Here is a 15019-nt window from a genome sequence, read left to right as displayed (position 1 = left end):
GTCTCCCAAGATGTTCGTTATAATAGATGTATTAAATTCGTGTAAGTTAATAAATAGGTGAAGGAGGGATTGAGGGATGTCTTATCAACCATTAAGACAAAAAATGAAATCATGGGGGGAAAGTACGCCCATTTCCATGCATGTTCCAGGCCATAAAAATGGAACAATCGGTGATCTTTCTTTCACAAAGCCACAATATGATGTAACGGAAATAACAGGATTTGACGATTTACATCATGCAGATGACGTTTTATATCAAAGTATGCAGACTTTAGACCAGCATCCGAATTATAAAGGGTATTATTTAGTGAATGGGACGACGAGTGGTATTTTAGCGGTTATTCATGCGTTTGCCAATCGAAAAGGCACAGTGAGTATCGCTAGAAATGTACATAAATCGGTATTTAATGCGCTAGATATTGGTGGGCAAAGTGCTAATATCATGCCAACGTCAGTGAGTGCACAAACCAATCAGTATCTTGTGCCAGAGGTCAATAGGTCTATTAAAGCGAACTATAAATTAGGTGTTGTGACATATCCAAATTATTATGGTGAGGCGTATGACATCGGAAAAGTGATTCGAGATTATCATGCGATTAATGTGCCAGTCCTTGTAGATGAGGCGCACGGTGCACATTTTGGTTTGAACGGTTTTCCAGCTTCAAGTATGAATGATAACGCTGATTATGTTGTGCAATCTTATCATAAAACGTTACCGAGTTTAACCATGAGTTCTATATTATGGATACATAAGGATGCACCTTACCGTGCTCAAATAGAATTACTATTACAAACTTTTCAATCTTCTAGCCCTTCTTATTTGTTATTAGAAAGTTTAGAGTCAGCACAAACTTTTTATCGACACTACCAAAGTGACTATTTTTTTAAAAAGCGTGAAATATTGATTAAAAAGTTAAAAGAAAGCGCCTTTGAGGTTTTAGAGCCAGAGGACCCGCTTAAACTGCTGATTCGTTGTAAAGGACGGTCTGGACAAGAGATTCAGGCACTCATGGAAGAAAATGCGATCTATGTTGAATTAGCTGACGAACAGTCCGTTTTATGGGTTTTACCCTTATGGCATGTTGATGATCGTTATCCTTTTGCGTTGTTGTTACAACGTATAGCAAGAATGAAAATAGGTGCTGTTAGGGAAACAACTCAGCATGGACAGGCGCCAATGCTTTACAGTCAAGCAGGAGAATACAATGCGGTGACACCAAATTCATTTGTTGAGATACCTTTTGAACATGCAAATGGCAAAATATTAGCGGCACATTTAATTCCGTATCCACCGGGTGTACCTTCATTATTAAGGGGCGAAAAAATCACTAAAGATATGATAAAATTAATTCATTATTGGCAAACACGTGAGATACGCGTTGAAGGCCTTAAAAATGGAAAAATTAAAGTAGAGGATGAGTAGAATGGGCCGATTTATCACGATTGAAGGACCAGAAGGATCGGGGAAAACAACAGTACTCGAAGCTGTGGTTAAACGATTGTCACGTGATTATGATGTCGTGGCGACACGCGAACCTGGCGGTGTGGAAACAGCAGAAAAAATTCGTCAAATATTATTAAACGGCGATAGCATGGATGGTCGAACTGAAGCATTGTTGTTTGCTGCTGCGAGACGAGAGCATCTTGTCGCAAAAGTTTTGCCTGCATTAGCAAAAGGACAATTAGTGATTTGTGATCGTTTTATTGATAGTTCTTTAGCGTATCAGGGTTATGCACGTGAAATCGGGGTAAAAGGAGTACAAACTATCAATGACTTTGCGATAGAAGGACGCTATCCAGATTTAACGCTATACCTCGATATTCCAGCGGCAGTTGGACGAGAACGAATTGAACGTAATCAACGCGAGCAAAATCGTTTAGATAAAGAAAGTATGTTATTCCATGAACGTGTAATCGAAGGGTATCAACATATTATCAAGCAAGATCCAACGCGCTTTGCAGTGATTGATGCGAGTCAACCGATTGAGGCCGTCGTTGATGCATCAGTAAAAGCCATTCTAAAACAATTGGCAGATTAAAAAGTCATTTAGTTGTTTACTTAGGATTGAAGTGAAGCAGTGATACGAGATATGTTATAATATACGCTAAGAGGTGTTTGTAAAAATGAAAATGATTATAGCGATTGTTCAAGATCAAGATAGCCAAGAACTTTCGGATAAACTTGTTGAAAACAATTTTCGTGCGACGAAATTAGCAACAACAGGTGGATTTTTGCGAGCTGGAAACACGACATTTTTAAGTGGTGTTGATGACGACAGAGTTGATGAAATACTAGAAGTTATCGGTGGCACATGTGGTAATAGAGAGCAACTTGTATCACCAATCACACCAATGGGCGGAAGTGCTGATTCGTATATTCCTTATCCTGTAGAAGTCGAAGTCGGTGGCGCAACTGTCTTTGTAATGCCAGTAGAATCATTCCATCAATTTTAGAATAAAATGGAGGTTGTGACAGTGTTGGCGAGCAAAATTCGTTTACGTTGTTTCAACCTTTTTGTTTTTTGCCTGTATCAAGTATGACTTACATGCGTAGTAGCTCAGTTTAAATTACAAGGTGTTTCTTTCTTCGTCATACATCATGGAATTAAGTAAAAAACAGCCTAAAGTGTGTTGAGATGTCAGGATTCATTTTCATAAAGGAGCGCAAAGTTTCATGGAAGTAATTGATCAATTAAAAAAAGCGTATCAAAATCAAAAGTTGTCACATGCCTATTTATTCGAAGGTGACGATGCGGAAACGATGAAAACAACGGCGATGGATTTTGCACAATTTATCTTATGTCAAGATCAAGCGCAATGTAGGAATAAAGTAACCGAACATAATCATCCTGACTTTCAATACGTGATGACAGACGAAGCAACGATAAAAAAAGAGCAAGTTGAAGCGCTCGTTCATCATATGAATCAGTTACCCATTGAAGGGGATTTTAAAGTCTATGTGATTCAAGATTTTGAAAAATTAACGGTACAAGGTGAAAATAGTATTCTCAAATTTTTAGAAGAACCGCCTCAAAAGACGATTGCGGTGATTATGTCCACAAAGCCAGAGCAAATCTTAGATACGATTCACTCTCGGTGCCAACATGTGTATTTTAAACCGATGTCCAGAGCTACATTCGTGTCGCGTTTAATGGCACAAGATGAAACTATCACAAAACCGATAGCAGAGTTACTCAGTACATATACGACGCAAATTGAAGTGGCAACGCAACTCAATCAGGATTTCGAGTTGCAACCTTTCCGTAAGGTATTGTTGCAGTGGTGTTACCGTCTAGTGAAGCAGCGTGAAATGGCGCTCATCGGAGTTGTTGAATTACTCAAGCATGCTAAAAATAGACAGCTCCAATTGATGGCATTATCTGGAATTAATGCCTACTTTCAAGATTTATTGTATGTTAAAACAAAGATGTCCGACCGCATTACGTTTTCTGGCATGACAGAAGAGTATGAATCGTTAGCCTCACAAATGAGCTATCGTCATTTAACATATATTATTGAACAAATTACTGAGGCGCATAAAAAACTCAATCAAAATGTGAATCCAACGTTAGTATTTGAACAAATTGCAATTAAGGTGAAGGGGTGACGCTTATGCACTTTGTCGCAGGTGTATATTTTGAAAAAGCAAACGTATTAGAATATTATGAGCCAATTGACACGCCATTAACAGAGGGGCAATATGTGGTTGTAGAATCTAAGCGAGGACACGAACTCGGTGTGATCAAACATCCACCAAGAGCGGTGTCAGATCAAGATGTGACCCTACCTTTAAAGCCTGTTTTAAGAGTTGCTACTGAAGAAGATTTAGCCTGTTATGAAAAAAATGCGCAAGATGCGGATTGTGCTTTAGAGATGTGTAAAGGTTTTGTTGATCAATTGGAACTAGATATGCGTGTTGTGAACTGTGAATATATTCTGGACCGCACTAAAATCATTTTTAATTTTACAGCGGATGAGCGTATCGATTTCCGAAAACTAGTGCGTATGTTAGCGCAACGCTTAAAAACACGAATTGAATTACGCCAAATTGGGGTGCGCGATGAAGCGAAGTTACTCGGTGGGATTGGACCATGTGGGCGTTCATTGTGCTGTGCCACTTTTTTAGGAGATTTCGAGCCGGTATCAATTAAAATGGCAAAAGATCAAAATTTATCACTCAATCCTACTAAAATCTCTGGTGCCTGTGGGCGTTTAATGTGCTGTTTGAAGTATGAAAATGATTATTATGAAACAGCCAGAGCACATTTGCCTGACGTAGGAGAGCGTATTCAAACACCAGAAGGTCAAGGAGAAGTTGTCGGTTTAAATATTATTGATGTGTCCATGCAAGTCCGTCTTGATGGTATGGAACAACTGACAGAATACCATATTGAAGAATTAGAAACTTTAAAGTAGGGAGGTTCATCTGTTGGATCGAAATGAACTATTCGACCGATTAATGCGATTAGAAAAAAATGTAGCGCGTATTCATGAGGATATGCAAGAGTTAAAAGCTTTAACTGTTGAACTCGTAGAAGAAAATGTGGCATTACAAATTGAAAATGATAATTTTAAAGCTTTGATGCATCAAGAGGAAGAAGAGAACATCGAAACGCCCATTGAAGAAACGCGCAATGCAACCTCACAGCCCACTAAAAAACAACTACAAAGTCGGGAATATTTTGCCAAATTGTATCATGAAGGTTTTCATATTTGTCATGATGTATTTGGAAAGCATCGCCACGGCGAGGATTGTATGTTTTGTTTAAATGTGCTTAACGACAAATGAGGTGAAAATGAGAACCATGCTACAAACAGGTGAAAGATTAGACTATTTAATTCGAGAAGACTTGCGCATTATTCAAAATGATGCAGTCTTTTCTTTTTCTACAGATGCACTGTTGCTCGGTCATTTTACAAAGGTTAAAAAGAGAGATTGTATTTTAGACATGTGTTCAGGCAATGGTGTCATTCCATTGTTGCTCTCGGCGAAAGGTCTTAACCCAATTACGGGAGTAGAAATCCAGCCACAACTTGTTGATATGGCACGTCGTAGTTTTGCATATAATCAATTAGATGACCGCATCACAATGCTTGAGATGGACATTAATCGCTTGGTTGAAACATTTCAACCCGCGTCATTTGATTTGGTTACTTGCAATCCACCTTATTTTAAAGCGAATCAAGCGCATCAACACCAAATTGAAGCACATAAAATTGCGCGACATGAAATCTTTTGTACTTTAGACGATTGCTTTCGAGTTGCGAAGCATTTACTAAAAGAGGGTGGACGTATTGTAATGGTTCATCGTGCAGAACGTTTGCTTGATCTTTTGGAAGCAATGCGCCGACACCGTATTGAACCGAAGCAACTCCACATGGTTTACAGTAAACCTGGGCAATCTGCGCAAACCATTGTCGTTGAAGGTCGAAAAGGTGGACGGCAAGGTCTAAAGATTTCCCCGCCTTTTTATGTATACGACGAAAATCAACAATATACGCCTGAAATGCGAGAGGTGTATTATGGATAAACATTATATCTACATTGTTCAATGTAAAGATGCTTCACTTTATACCGGATATACGAACAACTTAGCAGCGCGAATCGCCAAACATAATGAAGGAAAAGGCGCGAAATATACAAAAAGCCGACGTCCTGTTCAATTGCGTTATTATGAAACGTTTGAAACAAAATCAGCAGCACTTAAGCGTGAATGTGCGATTAAAAAAATGACACGACAACAAAAAATCCAACTCATTGAGGAGTGATGAAATGGGAAGCTTATATTTGGTAGGAACGCCCATAGGAAATTTAGATGATATGACTTTTCGAGCTATCAATATTTTAAAACAAGTAGATTTGATTGCGTGTGAAGATACACGTGTTACTAAAAAGTTATGTCATCATTTTGAGATAGAGACACCTTTGAAATCTTACCATGAGCATAATAAGCAACGTGTGACAGAAAGTCTTATCGAAAAGCTCTGTGCCGGAGATGATATTGCACTTGTGTCAGACGCGGGTTTACCTTTGATTTCTGATCCTGGTTATGAATTGGTTGTACGTGCACGCGAAGAAAACGTTAATGTTATCCCTATTCCGGGAGCCAATGCTGGACTAACAGCGCTTATGGCAAGTGGTTTGCCATCATTTACATATACTTTTCTTGGTTTTCTACCACGTAAAACACGCGACAAGATAGAAGTGCTTGAAAAAAGAATGTTTCAAGAGAGTACTTTATTGTTGTATGAATCTCCACACCGTGTAAAAGAAACGCTAGAGGCGATTGCTAAGGTGGACGATCAGCGTATGATGACAGTGGCGAGAGAATTAACAAAGAAATTTGAACAGATTCAAACAGGCCGGGTGGATGACTTAATTGCCCAATTAGACGATACAATTCCGTTGCGTGGTGAGTTTGTATTAATTATTGAGGGAGCAATGGCGAAGGCGTCTACGTCATGGTTTGAGGACATGACGATTGAAGCGCATGTAAATCATTATATTGATCAAAATATGAAACCTAAACAAGCGATTAAGCACGTAGCGCAAGATCGTCAAATGTCGAGTAAAGAAGTTTATAATATTTTCCACAACATCAATTAAACACATTTTAGTACAATAGGGATTGAATTGTAACATTGAAAATAAAGCGAAATTTAGATATATTAGATAAGATAAGAATTGAGGAGGAGCGCTGATGGTGAAAGAGACATTTTATATTACTACACCGATCTACTATCCGAGTGGTAATTTACACATCGGGCATGCATATTCAACAGTTGCGGGTGACGTGATTGCTCGATATAAACGCTTGCAAGGCTTTGATGTGCGCTATTTAACAGGGACAGATGAGCACGGTCAAAAGATTCAAGAAAAAGCTCAAAAAGCAGGGAAGTCAGAACTCGACTACCTTGATAGTATGATCAAAGACATTAAAGCATTATGGGAAAAATTGGATATTTCTAACGATGATTTTATCCGAACAACTGAGCGTCGTCATGCCGAAGTGGTAGAAAAGATATTTGAAAAATTATTGGCGCAAGGCGATATCTATTTAGGAGAATATGAAGGATGGTATTCAGTTCCAGATGAAACCTTCTACACAGAAACACAATTAGTAGAGCCCGTTTATGAAAATGGCAAAATTGTAGGTGGTAAGAGCCCAGATTCTGGACATGAAGTGGAATTAGTCAAAGAGGAAAGCTACTTCTTTAAATTATCGAAATATACGGATCGCTTGTTAGAATTTTATGATCAGCATCCAGAATTTATACAACCACCATCTCGTAAAAATGAAATGATTAACAATTTCATTAAGCCTGGCTTAGAAGATTTAGCTGTTTCACGTACTTCTTTTAACTGGGGTGTGAAAGTTCCTTCCAACCCAAAACATGTTGTTTACGTTTGGTTAGATGCGCTTGTTAACTACATTTCAGCCTTAGGTTATTTAACAGACGACGATGCGTTATTCCGTAAATATTGGCCTGCAGATATTCATTTAATGGCAAAAGAAATCGTGCGTTTCCATTCTATTATTTGGCCAATTATTTTAATGGCTTTAGATTTACCGCTTCCTAAAAAAGTTTTTGCACATGGTTGGGTTTTAATGAAAGACGGCAAAATGAGTAAATCTAAAGGGAATGTCATGGATCCAAATGTGTTAATTGATCGCTATGGTTTAGATGCGACGCGTTATTATTTAATGCGTGAGCTTCCATTTGGTTCTGACGGTGTTTTCACACCAGAAGCCTTTATTGATCGCACAAACTTTGATTTGGCGAATGACTTAGGAAACCTTGTAAACCGTACAATTTCAATGATTAACAAGTATTTCGATGGCAAACTTCCAGCATATCAAGGACCTATGCACGAAGTTGATCAAGAAGTGGAACAAATGGCGCTAGATACCGTTGAAGTGTATCACGATCATATGGAAAAACTTCAATTTTCAGTTGCATTGTCAACGGTTTGGAAGCTCATTAGCCGTACGAATAAATATATTGATGAAACAACGCCATGGATTTTAGCAAAAGATCCTGAACAAAAAGAAGCGTTGGGCAGTGTGATGGCACACTTAGTAGAGAATATACGTTTCGCAGCTGTCTTATTGCGTCCGTTTTTAACACATGCACCATATCAAATTTTTGAGCAATTGAATATTAATAGCGAAGCACTTCATGGTTTTGAAAGTCTCGGTCGCTATGGCCATTTGACAGAGCCTATCATAGTGACAAGCCAACCGAAGCCTATTTTCCCAAGATTGGATGTAGAGGCTGAAGTTAGCTATATTAGAGAATCAATGCAGCCACCAAAACAAGCGGCAGAAACGCAAGTAGAAGTGACATCAAAACCACAAATTGATATTAAAGCGTTTGATAAAGTTGAGATTAAAGCTGCAACAATTATTGACGCAGAAAATGTTGAAAAATCAGATAAGCTTCTCAAAATTCAAGTGGATCTTGGACATGAGAAACGTCAAATTGTTTCAGGCATTGCACAATTTTACCAGCCTGACGATATCATTGGTAAAAAAGTCGCTGTCGTTACAAACTTAAAACCTGCAAAATTAATGGGACAAAAATCTGAAGGTATGATTTTATCTGCTGAAAAAGATGATGTCTTAACATTAATTAGCTTACCGAATGCGGTACCTAACGGCGCAATCATTAAATAAATGGGACGCAAAGCGTAATGCACAGAAACGTTTTTAACAGTGTATGGGTGACGCGAGCAAGGTTCTAATTCAAGTTGATGATATCAATCTAATCGCTAATGCAATGAGTGAGACGACAAAATCGAACGGAGTAGATTTTGATTACGTCTCACTCTTTCATTTATGATAAGAGGCGACGATAAGCACTACTTTATTGCGGATAGATTTATTTTCAACGATTTAAAAGGACCTATACGTATTGACTGGCGTGTTTGTTAAAGTCAATGACGCGGGTATAGAATTTTTGAAACGAAATAGAAAATAGAGGAATCAAATGATAAGGAGGATGAACAATGCTTATAGATACACATGTACATTTAAATGCAGATCAATATGATGAAGATTTAGAAGAAGTGATACAACGCGCACTAGATGCTGGGGTAGACCGTATGTTTGTCGTAGGATTCGAAACAAAAACAATTGAACGTGCGATGCAATTAATCGATGCATACGATTTTATTTACGCTATTATTGGTTGGCACCCTGTTGATGCCATTGATTTTACAGATGAGCGTTTAGAATGGATTGAAGAACTTTCAAAACATCCTAAAGTGATTGGGATTGGAGAAATGGGATTAGACTATCATTGGGATAAATCGCCAAAAGACGTCCAAAAAGAAGTTTTTCGTAAGCAAATTGCGTTAGCTAAGCGCGTAAAATTACCGATTATAATTCATAATCGAGAAGCAACACAAGACTGTATTGATATTTTAATGGAGGAACATGCCGAAGAGGTCGGCGGTATTATGCATAGTTTTAGTGGTTCTCCAGAAATTGCCGATATCGTAACGAATAAATTGAACTTTTATATTTCGTTAGGTGGCCCGGTGACTTTTAAAAACGCGAAACAACCGAAAGAAGTAGCGAAGCACGTGTCGTTAGACCGTTTATTAGTTGAGACAGATGCGCCATACTTATCACCGCACCCATATAGAGGTAAACGAAATGAGCCGGCGCGTGTCACTCTAGTGGCTGAGCAAATTGCGGATTTACGAGGTATTTCATATGAAGAAGTGGCCGCACAAACAACTCAAAATGCAGAACGCTTATTCGGATTGAAATAGGTCGGTTCATAGAAGGTAAAGAAGGTGCAGCGTTGAAAATTAATGAATTTGTTGTTGTAGAAGGGCGAGACGATACTGAACGCGTAAAAAGAGCAGTTGACTGCGATACCATTGAAACAAATGGCAGTGCTATAGATGCGCAGACTTTAGATGTCATACGTCAAGCTCAAGAAACAAGAGGTGTCATCGTTTTAACTGATCCTGATTTCCCGGGTGATAAAATACGGACGACGATACGTGAAGCGGTACCCGGTGTGAAACATGCATTTATCGACCGTGATAAAGCTAAAAATAGACGGGGTAAAATAGGAGTCGAGCACGCCGACTTTGAAACGATACGTGAAGCATTGATGCACGTTTCTTCGCCGCTATCAGAAGCACAAGAAACGATAGATAAAACAGTGCTAATTGAATTAGGATTAATCATTGGACCAGATGCACGCCGCCGCCGAGATCTTTTAGGAAGACGTCTGCATATTGGTCATTCCAATGGAAAGCAATTATTAAAAAAACTCAATGCCTTTGGTTATACAGAAGAAGATGTAAGAAGGGCATTAGGGGAAGAGGAGTAAATCTATGCATGATAAAGACATTGCAACACCATCGAGAACACGTGCATTATTAAATCAATATGGCTTTAACTTCAAAAAAAGTTTAGGTCAGAACTTTTTAATAGATGTGAATATTATTCATCGCATTATTGATGCAAGTGGCATTGATGCAACGACGGGTGTTATTGAAATTGGACCCGGGATGGGATCACTAACAGAACAATTAGCAAAAAAGGCGAAACATGTTTTAGCCTTTGAAATTGATCAAAGATTAATCCCTGTATTAAAAGATACACTATCACCCTATCCCAATGTTACAGTCATCAATGAAGATATTTTGAAAGCAAATGTCTCAGAGGCAATGCAGACGCATTTATCGGAATGTGAAAAAATAATGGTTGTCGCTAACTTGCCGTATTATATTACGACACCAATTCTACTCCGCTTATTAGAGCAAAATTTGAATATTGATGGTTACGTGGTCATGATGCAAAAAGAGGTGGGCGAGCGTTTAAATGCACAAGTGGGTTCTAAAGCATATGGTTCTTTATCGATCGTCACCCAGTATTATACAAAAACGTCGAAAGTTTTGACCGTTCCGAAAACGGTCTTTATGCCACCACCTAATGTGGATTCTATTGTTGTTAAATTAATGAAGCGTCAATCTCCGCTTGTCGAAGTGAAAAACGAGCAAGCGTTTTTCAAAATGGCAAAGGGGGCGTTTAGCCAGAGACGTAAAACGATTTTCAATAATTATCAGAATCTCTTTGATGATGGAAAAGCACAGCGGAATGAAATTTTACAATGGCTTGAAAAAGCTGGAATTGATCCGAAACGACGCGGGGAAACATTGTCAATACAAGAATATGCACGATTGTATGAAGAATTGGAAAATTTCCCTAAATTAACGTTCTAAATTTGTTGACATTGGCACGCCACCTTGCTAAAATTAAAATTTTATTTGACGCATCCTACTTAATTGTGTTATAATACACTTGTAGCGAGGTGGAGCAATATGCCAAAATCTATTGGAGACATCAAAAATTCTCTTGATTGTCAATTAGGAAATCGTATTGTACTTAAAGCTAATGGAGGTCGTAAAAAAACAATTGAACGTTGTGGCGTTCTTACTGAAACGTATCCATCAGTGTTCGTTGTTGAATTGGACCCTGAGAAACATAATTTTGAGCGTGTATCTTACACGTATGCTGACGTTTTGACTGAAAACGTTCAAGTTTCATTTGTAGAAGAAGAACTTCAACAAGAAGCAGTTGCGCAATAATATATGCCTGGCATATAAGGATAAATCTACATAATGGCCATTCTACTTAATAGGTAGTATGGTCTTTTTTGGTGTGGAATTCTATTTGATAGATAGTCTTGAGCGTTTTAATGTTGATTGATAAGTTGTCGATATACCTAAGAAAGCGCAGTAGCTGACTGGATTGAACATCGCTTTTTAAGCTCGTTCAACCCTAGTCATCCTTGCCGGGGCAGGACAACGAAATCAAATAGATTTCTGTCCAGCATGATAAGTGTACGCTAAAAATAAAAAGCGCAGTAGCTGACTGGATTGAACATCGCTTTTCAAGCTTGTTCAACCCTAGTCATCCTTGCCGGGGCAGGACGATGAAATCAAATAGATTTCTGTCCTGCATGATAAACGTACGCTAAAAATAAAAGCGCAGTAGCTGACTGGATTGAACATCGCTTTTCAAGCTTGTTCAACCCTAGTCATCCTTGCCGGGGCAGGACGACGAAATCAAATAGATTTCTGTCCTGCATGATAAACGTACGCTAAAAATAAAAGCGCAGTAGCTGACTGGATTGAACATCGCTTTTCAAGCTTGTTCAACCCTAGTCATCCTTGCCGGGGCAGGACGACGAAATCAAATAGATTTCTGTCCTGCATGATAAACGTACGCTAAAAATAAAAGCGCAGTAGCTGACTGGATTGAACATCGCTTTTCAAGCTTGTTCAACCCTAGTCATCCTTGCCGGGGCAGGACGACGAAATCAAATAGATTTCTGTCCTGCTCCCACTTTGAAAGGGTTCTGTGTTAAAATCACATTAATACCATTTGGAAAGAGGATATTGTAATGATTTATGAAACGGCTTCTGCTAAAATCAATTTAACATTAGATACTTTATATAAAAGAGATGATGGTTATCATGAAGTTGAGATGATTATGACCACGATTGATTTGAATGATCGCCTATCGTTTGAGAAGAGAAATGATCAACGTATTGTTCTAAATGTAGATGAGACTTTTATTCCGTCTGATGAGCGTAATCTGGCTTATCGTGCGGCGCTTTTAATGATGGAGGCTTATCAGTTAAAGCAAGGTGTCACGATTACATTAGAAAAAAATATTCCTGTTGCTGCTGGTCTCGCTGGGGGTTCAAGTGATGCGGCAGCGACGATGCGTGGTATGAATCGTTTGTTTGAACTCAATCGTCCGCTTGATGAATTAAGTGCACTTTCAGCAGAGATTGGGTCAGATATTCCATTTTGTGTTTATGGTACAACGGCGATTTGTCGAGGTAGAGGGGAGATATTGGAACAGTTACCAAAACCGCCTTCGACATGGGTAATTGTAGCGAAACCGCAAGCGGGTCTGTCTACACCTGAAATATATGGTGGATTAGATTTAAATCAGCCTTTTCCTGTTCATACAGCGCAATGTTTACAAGCATTGGAAAACAACGATTATCAAATGATGTGTGAAAGTCTTTCTAATCGTTTGGAGCCTGTGTCAATGGCGCTGCAACCTGAAATTGCAAAAATTAAGTCTAATATGTTGAATAACGGTGCGGATGGCGCGTTAATGAGTGGCAGTGGCCCTACCGTCTATGGTTTTGCACAACGTGAAAGGCAAGCGCGTCATATTTACAACGCTGTGAGTGGCTGTTGTAATGACGTATATCTTGTAAGAATGCTTGGTTAAAAAGAGAAAGGATGACAATCGTGCGATATAAAAGAAGTGAACGTATTGTTTACATGACACAATATTTAATAAGCAACCCGAATAAACTTGTACCACTTACTTTTTTCGTTACAAAGTTTGGACAGGCCAAGTCATCGATAAGCGAAGATGTTCAAATTATCAAAGATACTTTGATTAAAGAAGGCTTAGGCACAGTAGAGACGATTTCTGGCGCAAGTGGTGGCGTCAAATACCGACCACAAATGCAAAAAGAAGAAGCAAAAGCTGTCATTGCTGAAGTCATCGCCTTGCTACAAGAAAAAGAGCGTTTATTACCTGGGGGATATCTTTTCCTATCTGACTTGATGGGAAACCCCGCCTTGCTTAAACGGGTGGGACGTTTGATTGCAACGATATATATGCATGAAGAGTTAGATGCGATTGTGACAATTGCAACTAAAGGGATTTCTCTCGCAAATGCGGTAGCGAATGTACTCAATTTACCTGTCGTGGTGATTCGTAAAGATAATAAGGTGACAGAGGGATCAACAGTTTCAATTAACTACGTTTCAGGATCAACACGAAAAATCGAAACAATGGTATTATCTAAGCGTACTTTGAAGGAACATTCGAATGTTTTAATCGTTGATGATTTCATGCGTGCTGGTGGATCCATTAACGGTGTGATGAATTTAATGAATGAGTTTAAAGCACATGTAAAAGGGGTATCAGTACTTGTAGAATCCAAAGAAGTCAAACAACGACTGATTGAAGATTATACTTCCTTAGTACGTTTATCTGATGTTGACGAATATAATCAAGAATTTAAAGTCGAATCAGGTAACAGTCTAGCTAAATTTTAAAGACAAAAGGAGCGTTCAATCATTTGGAAATTATTAACACGAGTAAAGCGCCTAATGCAGTTGGACCATACTCACATGCTTCAGTCGTCAACGGACTTGTTTTCACTTCTGGTCAAATTCCGCTCACTTTAGATGGTGAAATTGTAAGTGATTGCGTACAAAAGCAAACAGAACAAGTCTTAGAAAATCTTAAAGTTGTGCTTGAAGCAGCTGGGTCAGATCTAAATCACGTTGTTAAAGCTTTAATCTTCTTATCGGATATGGAAAACTTTCAAAAAGTGAATGAAGTATATGAAAAATACTTTGACACACATCGCCCTGCGAGAAGCGCGGTGGAAGTTGCACGATTACCGAAGGATGTTAAAGTAGAGATTGAACTGATTGCTGAGGTTAAAGCTATATAATCATGAAAGTTACGGTAAAGACTTCTTTAATTACACAGCAATAAATATACTTAATTACTATGGGGGGCTCACTACATGAAAGTGACAGATGTCAGACTTAGAAAAATCCAAACAGATGGCAGAATGAAAGCCTTAGTCTCTATTACTTTAGACGAATCATTTGTGATTCATGATTTACGCGTAATAGAAGGGAACACAGGCTTATTCGTTGCGATGCCAAGTAAACGTACACCAGATGGTGAATTCCGAGATATCGCGCATCCAATCAACTCGGAAATGCGTCAAGAAATTCAGGATGCAGTAATGAAAGTATATGACGAAACTGATGAAGTGTTACCTTCTCATAATCATGAAGATAATCACGCATCAGAAGACAAAAACGAAGAAGTTGAATAGATATTTGCGATTTAAGGTTTTGTCATCTAAAAAGGGTGATGAAGCCTTTTTTGTATGTAAAAAAGGTGGGCGAGAGCCATTGAGCCATTGTGTTGA

At 38.6% G+C, this 15019-nt stretch carries 18 protein-coding genes; all 18 read left to right on the top strand.

What is annotated here, in order from left to right:
- Positions 1–76: 76 nt before the first annotated feature.
- The 18 genes from MUA40_RS11310 to spoVG all read left to right on the top strand — a co-directional run bounded on the left by MUA40_RS11310 (position 77) and on the right by spoVG (position 14923).
- Positions 77–1423, top strand: coding sequence for an Orn/Lys/Arg family decarboxylase (locus MUA40_RS11310; protein WP_016426531.1), 1347 nt, complete (start codon positions 77–79; stop codon positions 1421–1423).
- Between the two features lies 1 nt (position 1424).
- On the top strand, positions 1425–2039 hold the full coding sequence (gene tmk / locus MUA40_RS11305) for a dTMP kinase (RefSeq protein ID WP_016426530.1): 615 nt from the start codon (positions 1425–1427) through the stop codon (positions 2037–2039).
- A gap of 85 nt (positions 2040–2124) precedes the next feature.
- Positions 2125–2454 (top strand): cyclic-di-AMP receptor, encoded by a 330-nt coding sequence (locus MUA40_RS11300; RefSeq protein ID WP_016426529.1) that lies wholly within the window; start codon positions 2125–2127, stop codon positions 2452–2454.
- A gap of 220 nt (positions 2455–2674) precedes the next feature.
- Entirely contained in the window at positions 2675–3607 is a 933-nt protein-coding gene (locus MUA40_RS11295) for a DNA polymerase III subunit delta' C-terminal domain-containing protein (RefSeq protein ID WP_155976583.1), read from the top strand.
- Positions 3608–3612: 5 nt separating this feature from the next.
- Positions 3613–4416 (top strand): PSP1 domain-containing protein, encoded by an 804-nt coding sequence (locus MUA40_RS11290; protein WP_016426527.1) that lies wholly within the window; start codon positions 3613–3615, stop codon positions 4414–4416.
- Positions 4417–4429: 13 nt separating this feature from the next.
- On the top strand, positions 4430–4789 hold the full coding sequence (gene yabA, locus MUA40_RS11285) for a DNA replication initiation control protein YabA (protein ID WP_126495996.1): 360 nt from the start codon (positions 4430–4432) through the stop codon (positions 4787–4789).
- 16 nt (positions 4790–4805) lie between these two features.
- Positions 4806–5531, top strand: coding sequence for a tRNA1(Val) (adenine(37)-N6)-methyltransferase (locus tag MUA40_RS11280; RefSeq protein WP_037559645.1), 726 nt, complete (start codon positions 4806–4808; stop codon positions 5529–5531).
- The gene (locus MUA40_RS11275; RefSeq protein ID WP_016426524.1) at positions 5524–5769 is read left to right on the top strand and encodes a GIY-YIG nuclease family protein; all 246 of its coding nucleotides are present in this window, start codon (positions 5524–5526) and stop codon (positions 5767–5769) included. The genes MUA40_RS11280 and MUA40_RS11275 overlap by 8 nt, the downstream gene beginning before the upstream one ends.
- Before the next feature lie 4 nt (positions 5770–5773).
- Positions 5774–6607, top strand: coding sequence for a 16S rRNA (cytidine(1402)-2'-O)-methyltransferase (rsmI, locus tag MUA40_RS11270; RefSeq protein ID WP_016426523.1), 834 nt, complete (start codon positions 5774–5776; stop codon positions 6605–6607).
- A gap of 94 nt (positions 6608–6701) precedes the next feature.
- Complete coding sequence (metG, locus tag MUA40_RS11265; protein WP_016426522.1) at positions 6702–8678, top strand: methionine--tRNA ligase; 1977 nt, start codon at positions 6702–6704, stop codon at positions 8676–8678.
- 332 nt (positions 8679–9010) lie between these two features.
- A complete protein-coding gene (locus tag MUA40_RS11260) occupies positions 9011–9781 on the top strand; it encodes a TatD family hydrolase (RefSeq protein ID WP_016426521.1) in 771 nt (256 codons plus the stop codon).
- Positions 9782–9813: 32 nt separating this feature from the next.
- The gene (rnmV, locus tag MUA40_RS11255; RefSeq protein WP_016426520.1) at positions 9814–10353 is read left to right on the top strand and encodes a ribonuclease M5; all 540 of its coding nucleotides are present in this window, start codon (positions 9814–9816) and stop codon (positions 10351–10353) included.
- Between the two features lie 4 nt (positions 10354–10357).
- Positions 10358–11248, top strand: coding sequence for a 16S rRNA (adenine(1518)-N(6)/adenine(1519)-N(6))-dimethyltransferase RsmA (gene rsmA / locus MUA40_RS11250; protein WP_262569589.1), 891 nt, complete (start codon positions 10358–10360; stop codon positions 11246–11248).
- A 99-nt stretch (positions 11249–11347) separates the two neighbouring features.
- Positions 11348–11614 carry a biofilm formation stimulator Veg gene (veg, locus tag MUA40_RS11245; protein ID WP_016426518.1) on the top strand — a complete coding sequence of 89 codons (267 nt, stop codon included), beginning with the start codon at positions 11348–11350 and terminating at the stop codon, positions 11612–11614.
- An 818-nt stretch (positions 11615–12432) separates the two neighbouring features.
- A complete protein-coding gene (gene ispE, locus MUA40_RS11240; RefSeq protein ID WP_016426517.1) occupies positions 12433–13281 on the top strand; it encodes a 4-(cytidine 5'-diphospho)-2-C-methyl-D-erythritol kinase in 849 nt (282 codons plus the stop codon).
- Positions 13282–13301: 20 nt separating this feature from the next.
- Positions 13302–14123 carry a pur operon repressor gene (gene purR / locus MUA40_RS11235; protein WP_037559647.1) on the top strand — a complete coding sequence of 274 codons (822 nt, stop codon included), beginning with the start codon at positions 13302–13304 and terminating at the stop codon, positions 14121–14123.
- 23 nt (positions 14124–14146) lie between these two features.
- Positions 14147–14527, top strand: a complete 381-nt coding sequence (locus tag MUA40_RS11230; RefSeq protein ID WP_016426515.1) for a RidA family protein — start codon at positions 14147–14149, stop codon at positions 14525–14527.
- Between the two features lie 75 nt (positions 14528–14602).
- Positions 14603–14923: a septation regulator SpoVG gene (spoVG, locus tag MUA40_RS11225; RefSeq protein ID WP_016426514.1), complete on the top strand. Its 321-nt coding sequence runs from the start codon at positions 14603–14605 to the stop codon at positions 14921–14923.
- Positions 14924–15019: the final 96 nt, after the last annotated feature.

The organism is Staphylococcus schleiferi, from assembly GCF_025558325.1.
GTDB classification, from domain to species: domain Bacteria; phylum Bacillota; class Bacilli; order Staphylococcales; family Staphylococcaceae; genus Staphylococcus; species Staphylococcus schleiferi.
The sequence above is the reverse complement of the archived record's forward strand: the minus strand, read 5'-3'. Positions and strand labels throughout refer to the sequence as shown.

What these genes read in the sequence shown, in the direction of transcription:
- MUA40_RS11310 (WP_016426531.1), top strand. Translation starts at nt 77, where the DNA reads ATGTCTTATCAACCATTAAGACAAAAAATGAAATCATGGGGGGAAAGT.
- tmk (WP_016426530.1), top strand. Translation starts at nt 1,425, where the DNA reads ATGGGCCGATTTATCACGATTGAAGGACCAGAAGGATCGGGGAAAACA.
- MUA40_RS11300 (WP_016426529.1), top strand. Translation starts at nt 2,125, where the DNA reads ATGAAAATGATTATAGCGATTGTTCAAGATCAAGATAGCCAAGAACTT.
- MUA40_RS11295 (WP_155976583.1), top strand. Translation starts at nt 2,675, where the DNA reads ATGGAAGTAATTGATCAATTAAAAAAAGCGTATCAAAATCAAAAGTTG.
- MUA40_RS11290 (WP_016426527.1), top strand. Translation starts at nt 3,613, where the DNA reads ATGCACTTTGTCGCAGGTGTATATTTTGAAAAAGCAAACGTATTAGAA.
- MUA40_RS11280 (WP_037559645.1), top strand. Translation starts at nt 4,806, where the DNA reads ATGCTACAAACAGGTGAAAGATTAGACTATTTAATTCGAGAAGACTTG.
- MUA40_RS11275 (WP_016426524.1), top strand. Translation starts at nt 5,524, where the DNA reads ATGGATAAACATTATATCTACATTGTTCAATGTAAAGATGCTTCACTT.
- rsmI (WP_016426523.1), top strand. Translation starts at nt 5,774, where the DNA reads ATGGGAAGCTTATATTTGGTAGGAACGCCCATAGGAAATTTAGATGAT.
- metG (WP_016426522.1), top strand. Translation starts at nt 6,702, where the DNA reads ATGGTGAAAGAGACATTTTATATTACTACACCGATCTACTATCCGAGT.
- MUA40_RS11260 (WP_016426521.1), top strand. Translation starts at nt 9,011, where the DNA reads ATGCTTATAGATACACATGTACATTTAAATGCAGATCAATATGATGAA.
- rsmA (WP_262569589.1), top strand. Translation starts at nt 10,358, where the DNA reads ATGCATGATAAAGACATTGCAACACCATCGAGAACACGTGCATTATTA.
- veg (WP_016426518.1), top strand. Translation starts at nt 11,348, where the DNA reads ATGCCAAAATCTATTGGAGACATCAAAAATTCTCTTGATTGTCAATTA.
- ispE (WP_016426517.1), top strand. Translation starts at nt 12,433, where the DNA reads ATGATTTATGAAACGGCTTCTGCTAAAATCAATTTAACATTAGATACT.
- spoVG (WP_016426514.1), top strand. Translation starts at nt 14,603, where the DNA reads ATGAAAGTGACAGATGTCAGACTTAGAAAAATCCAAACAGATGGCAGA.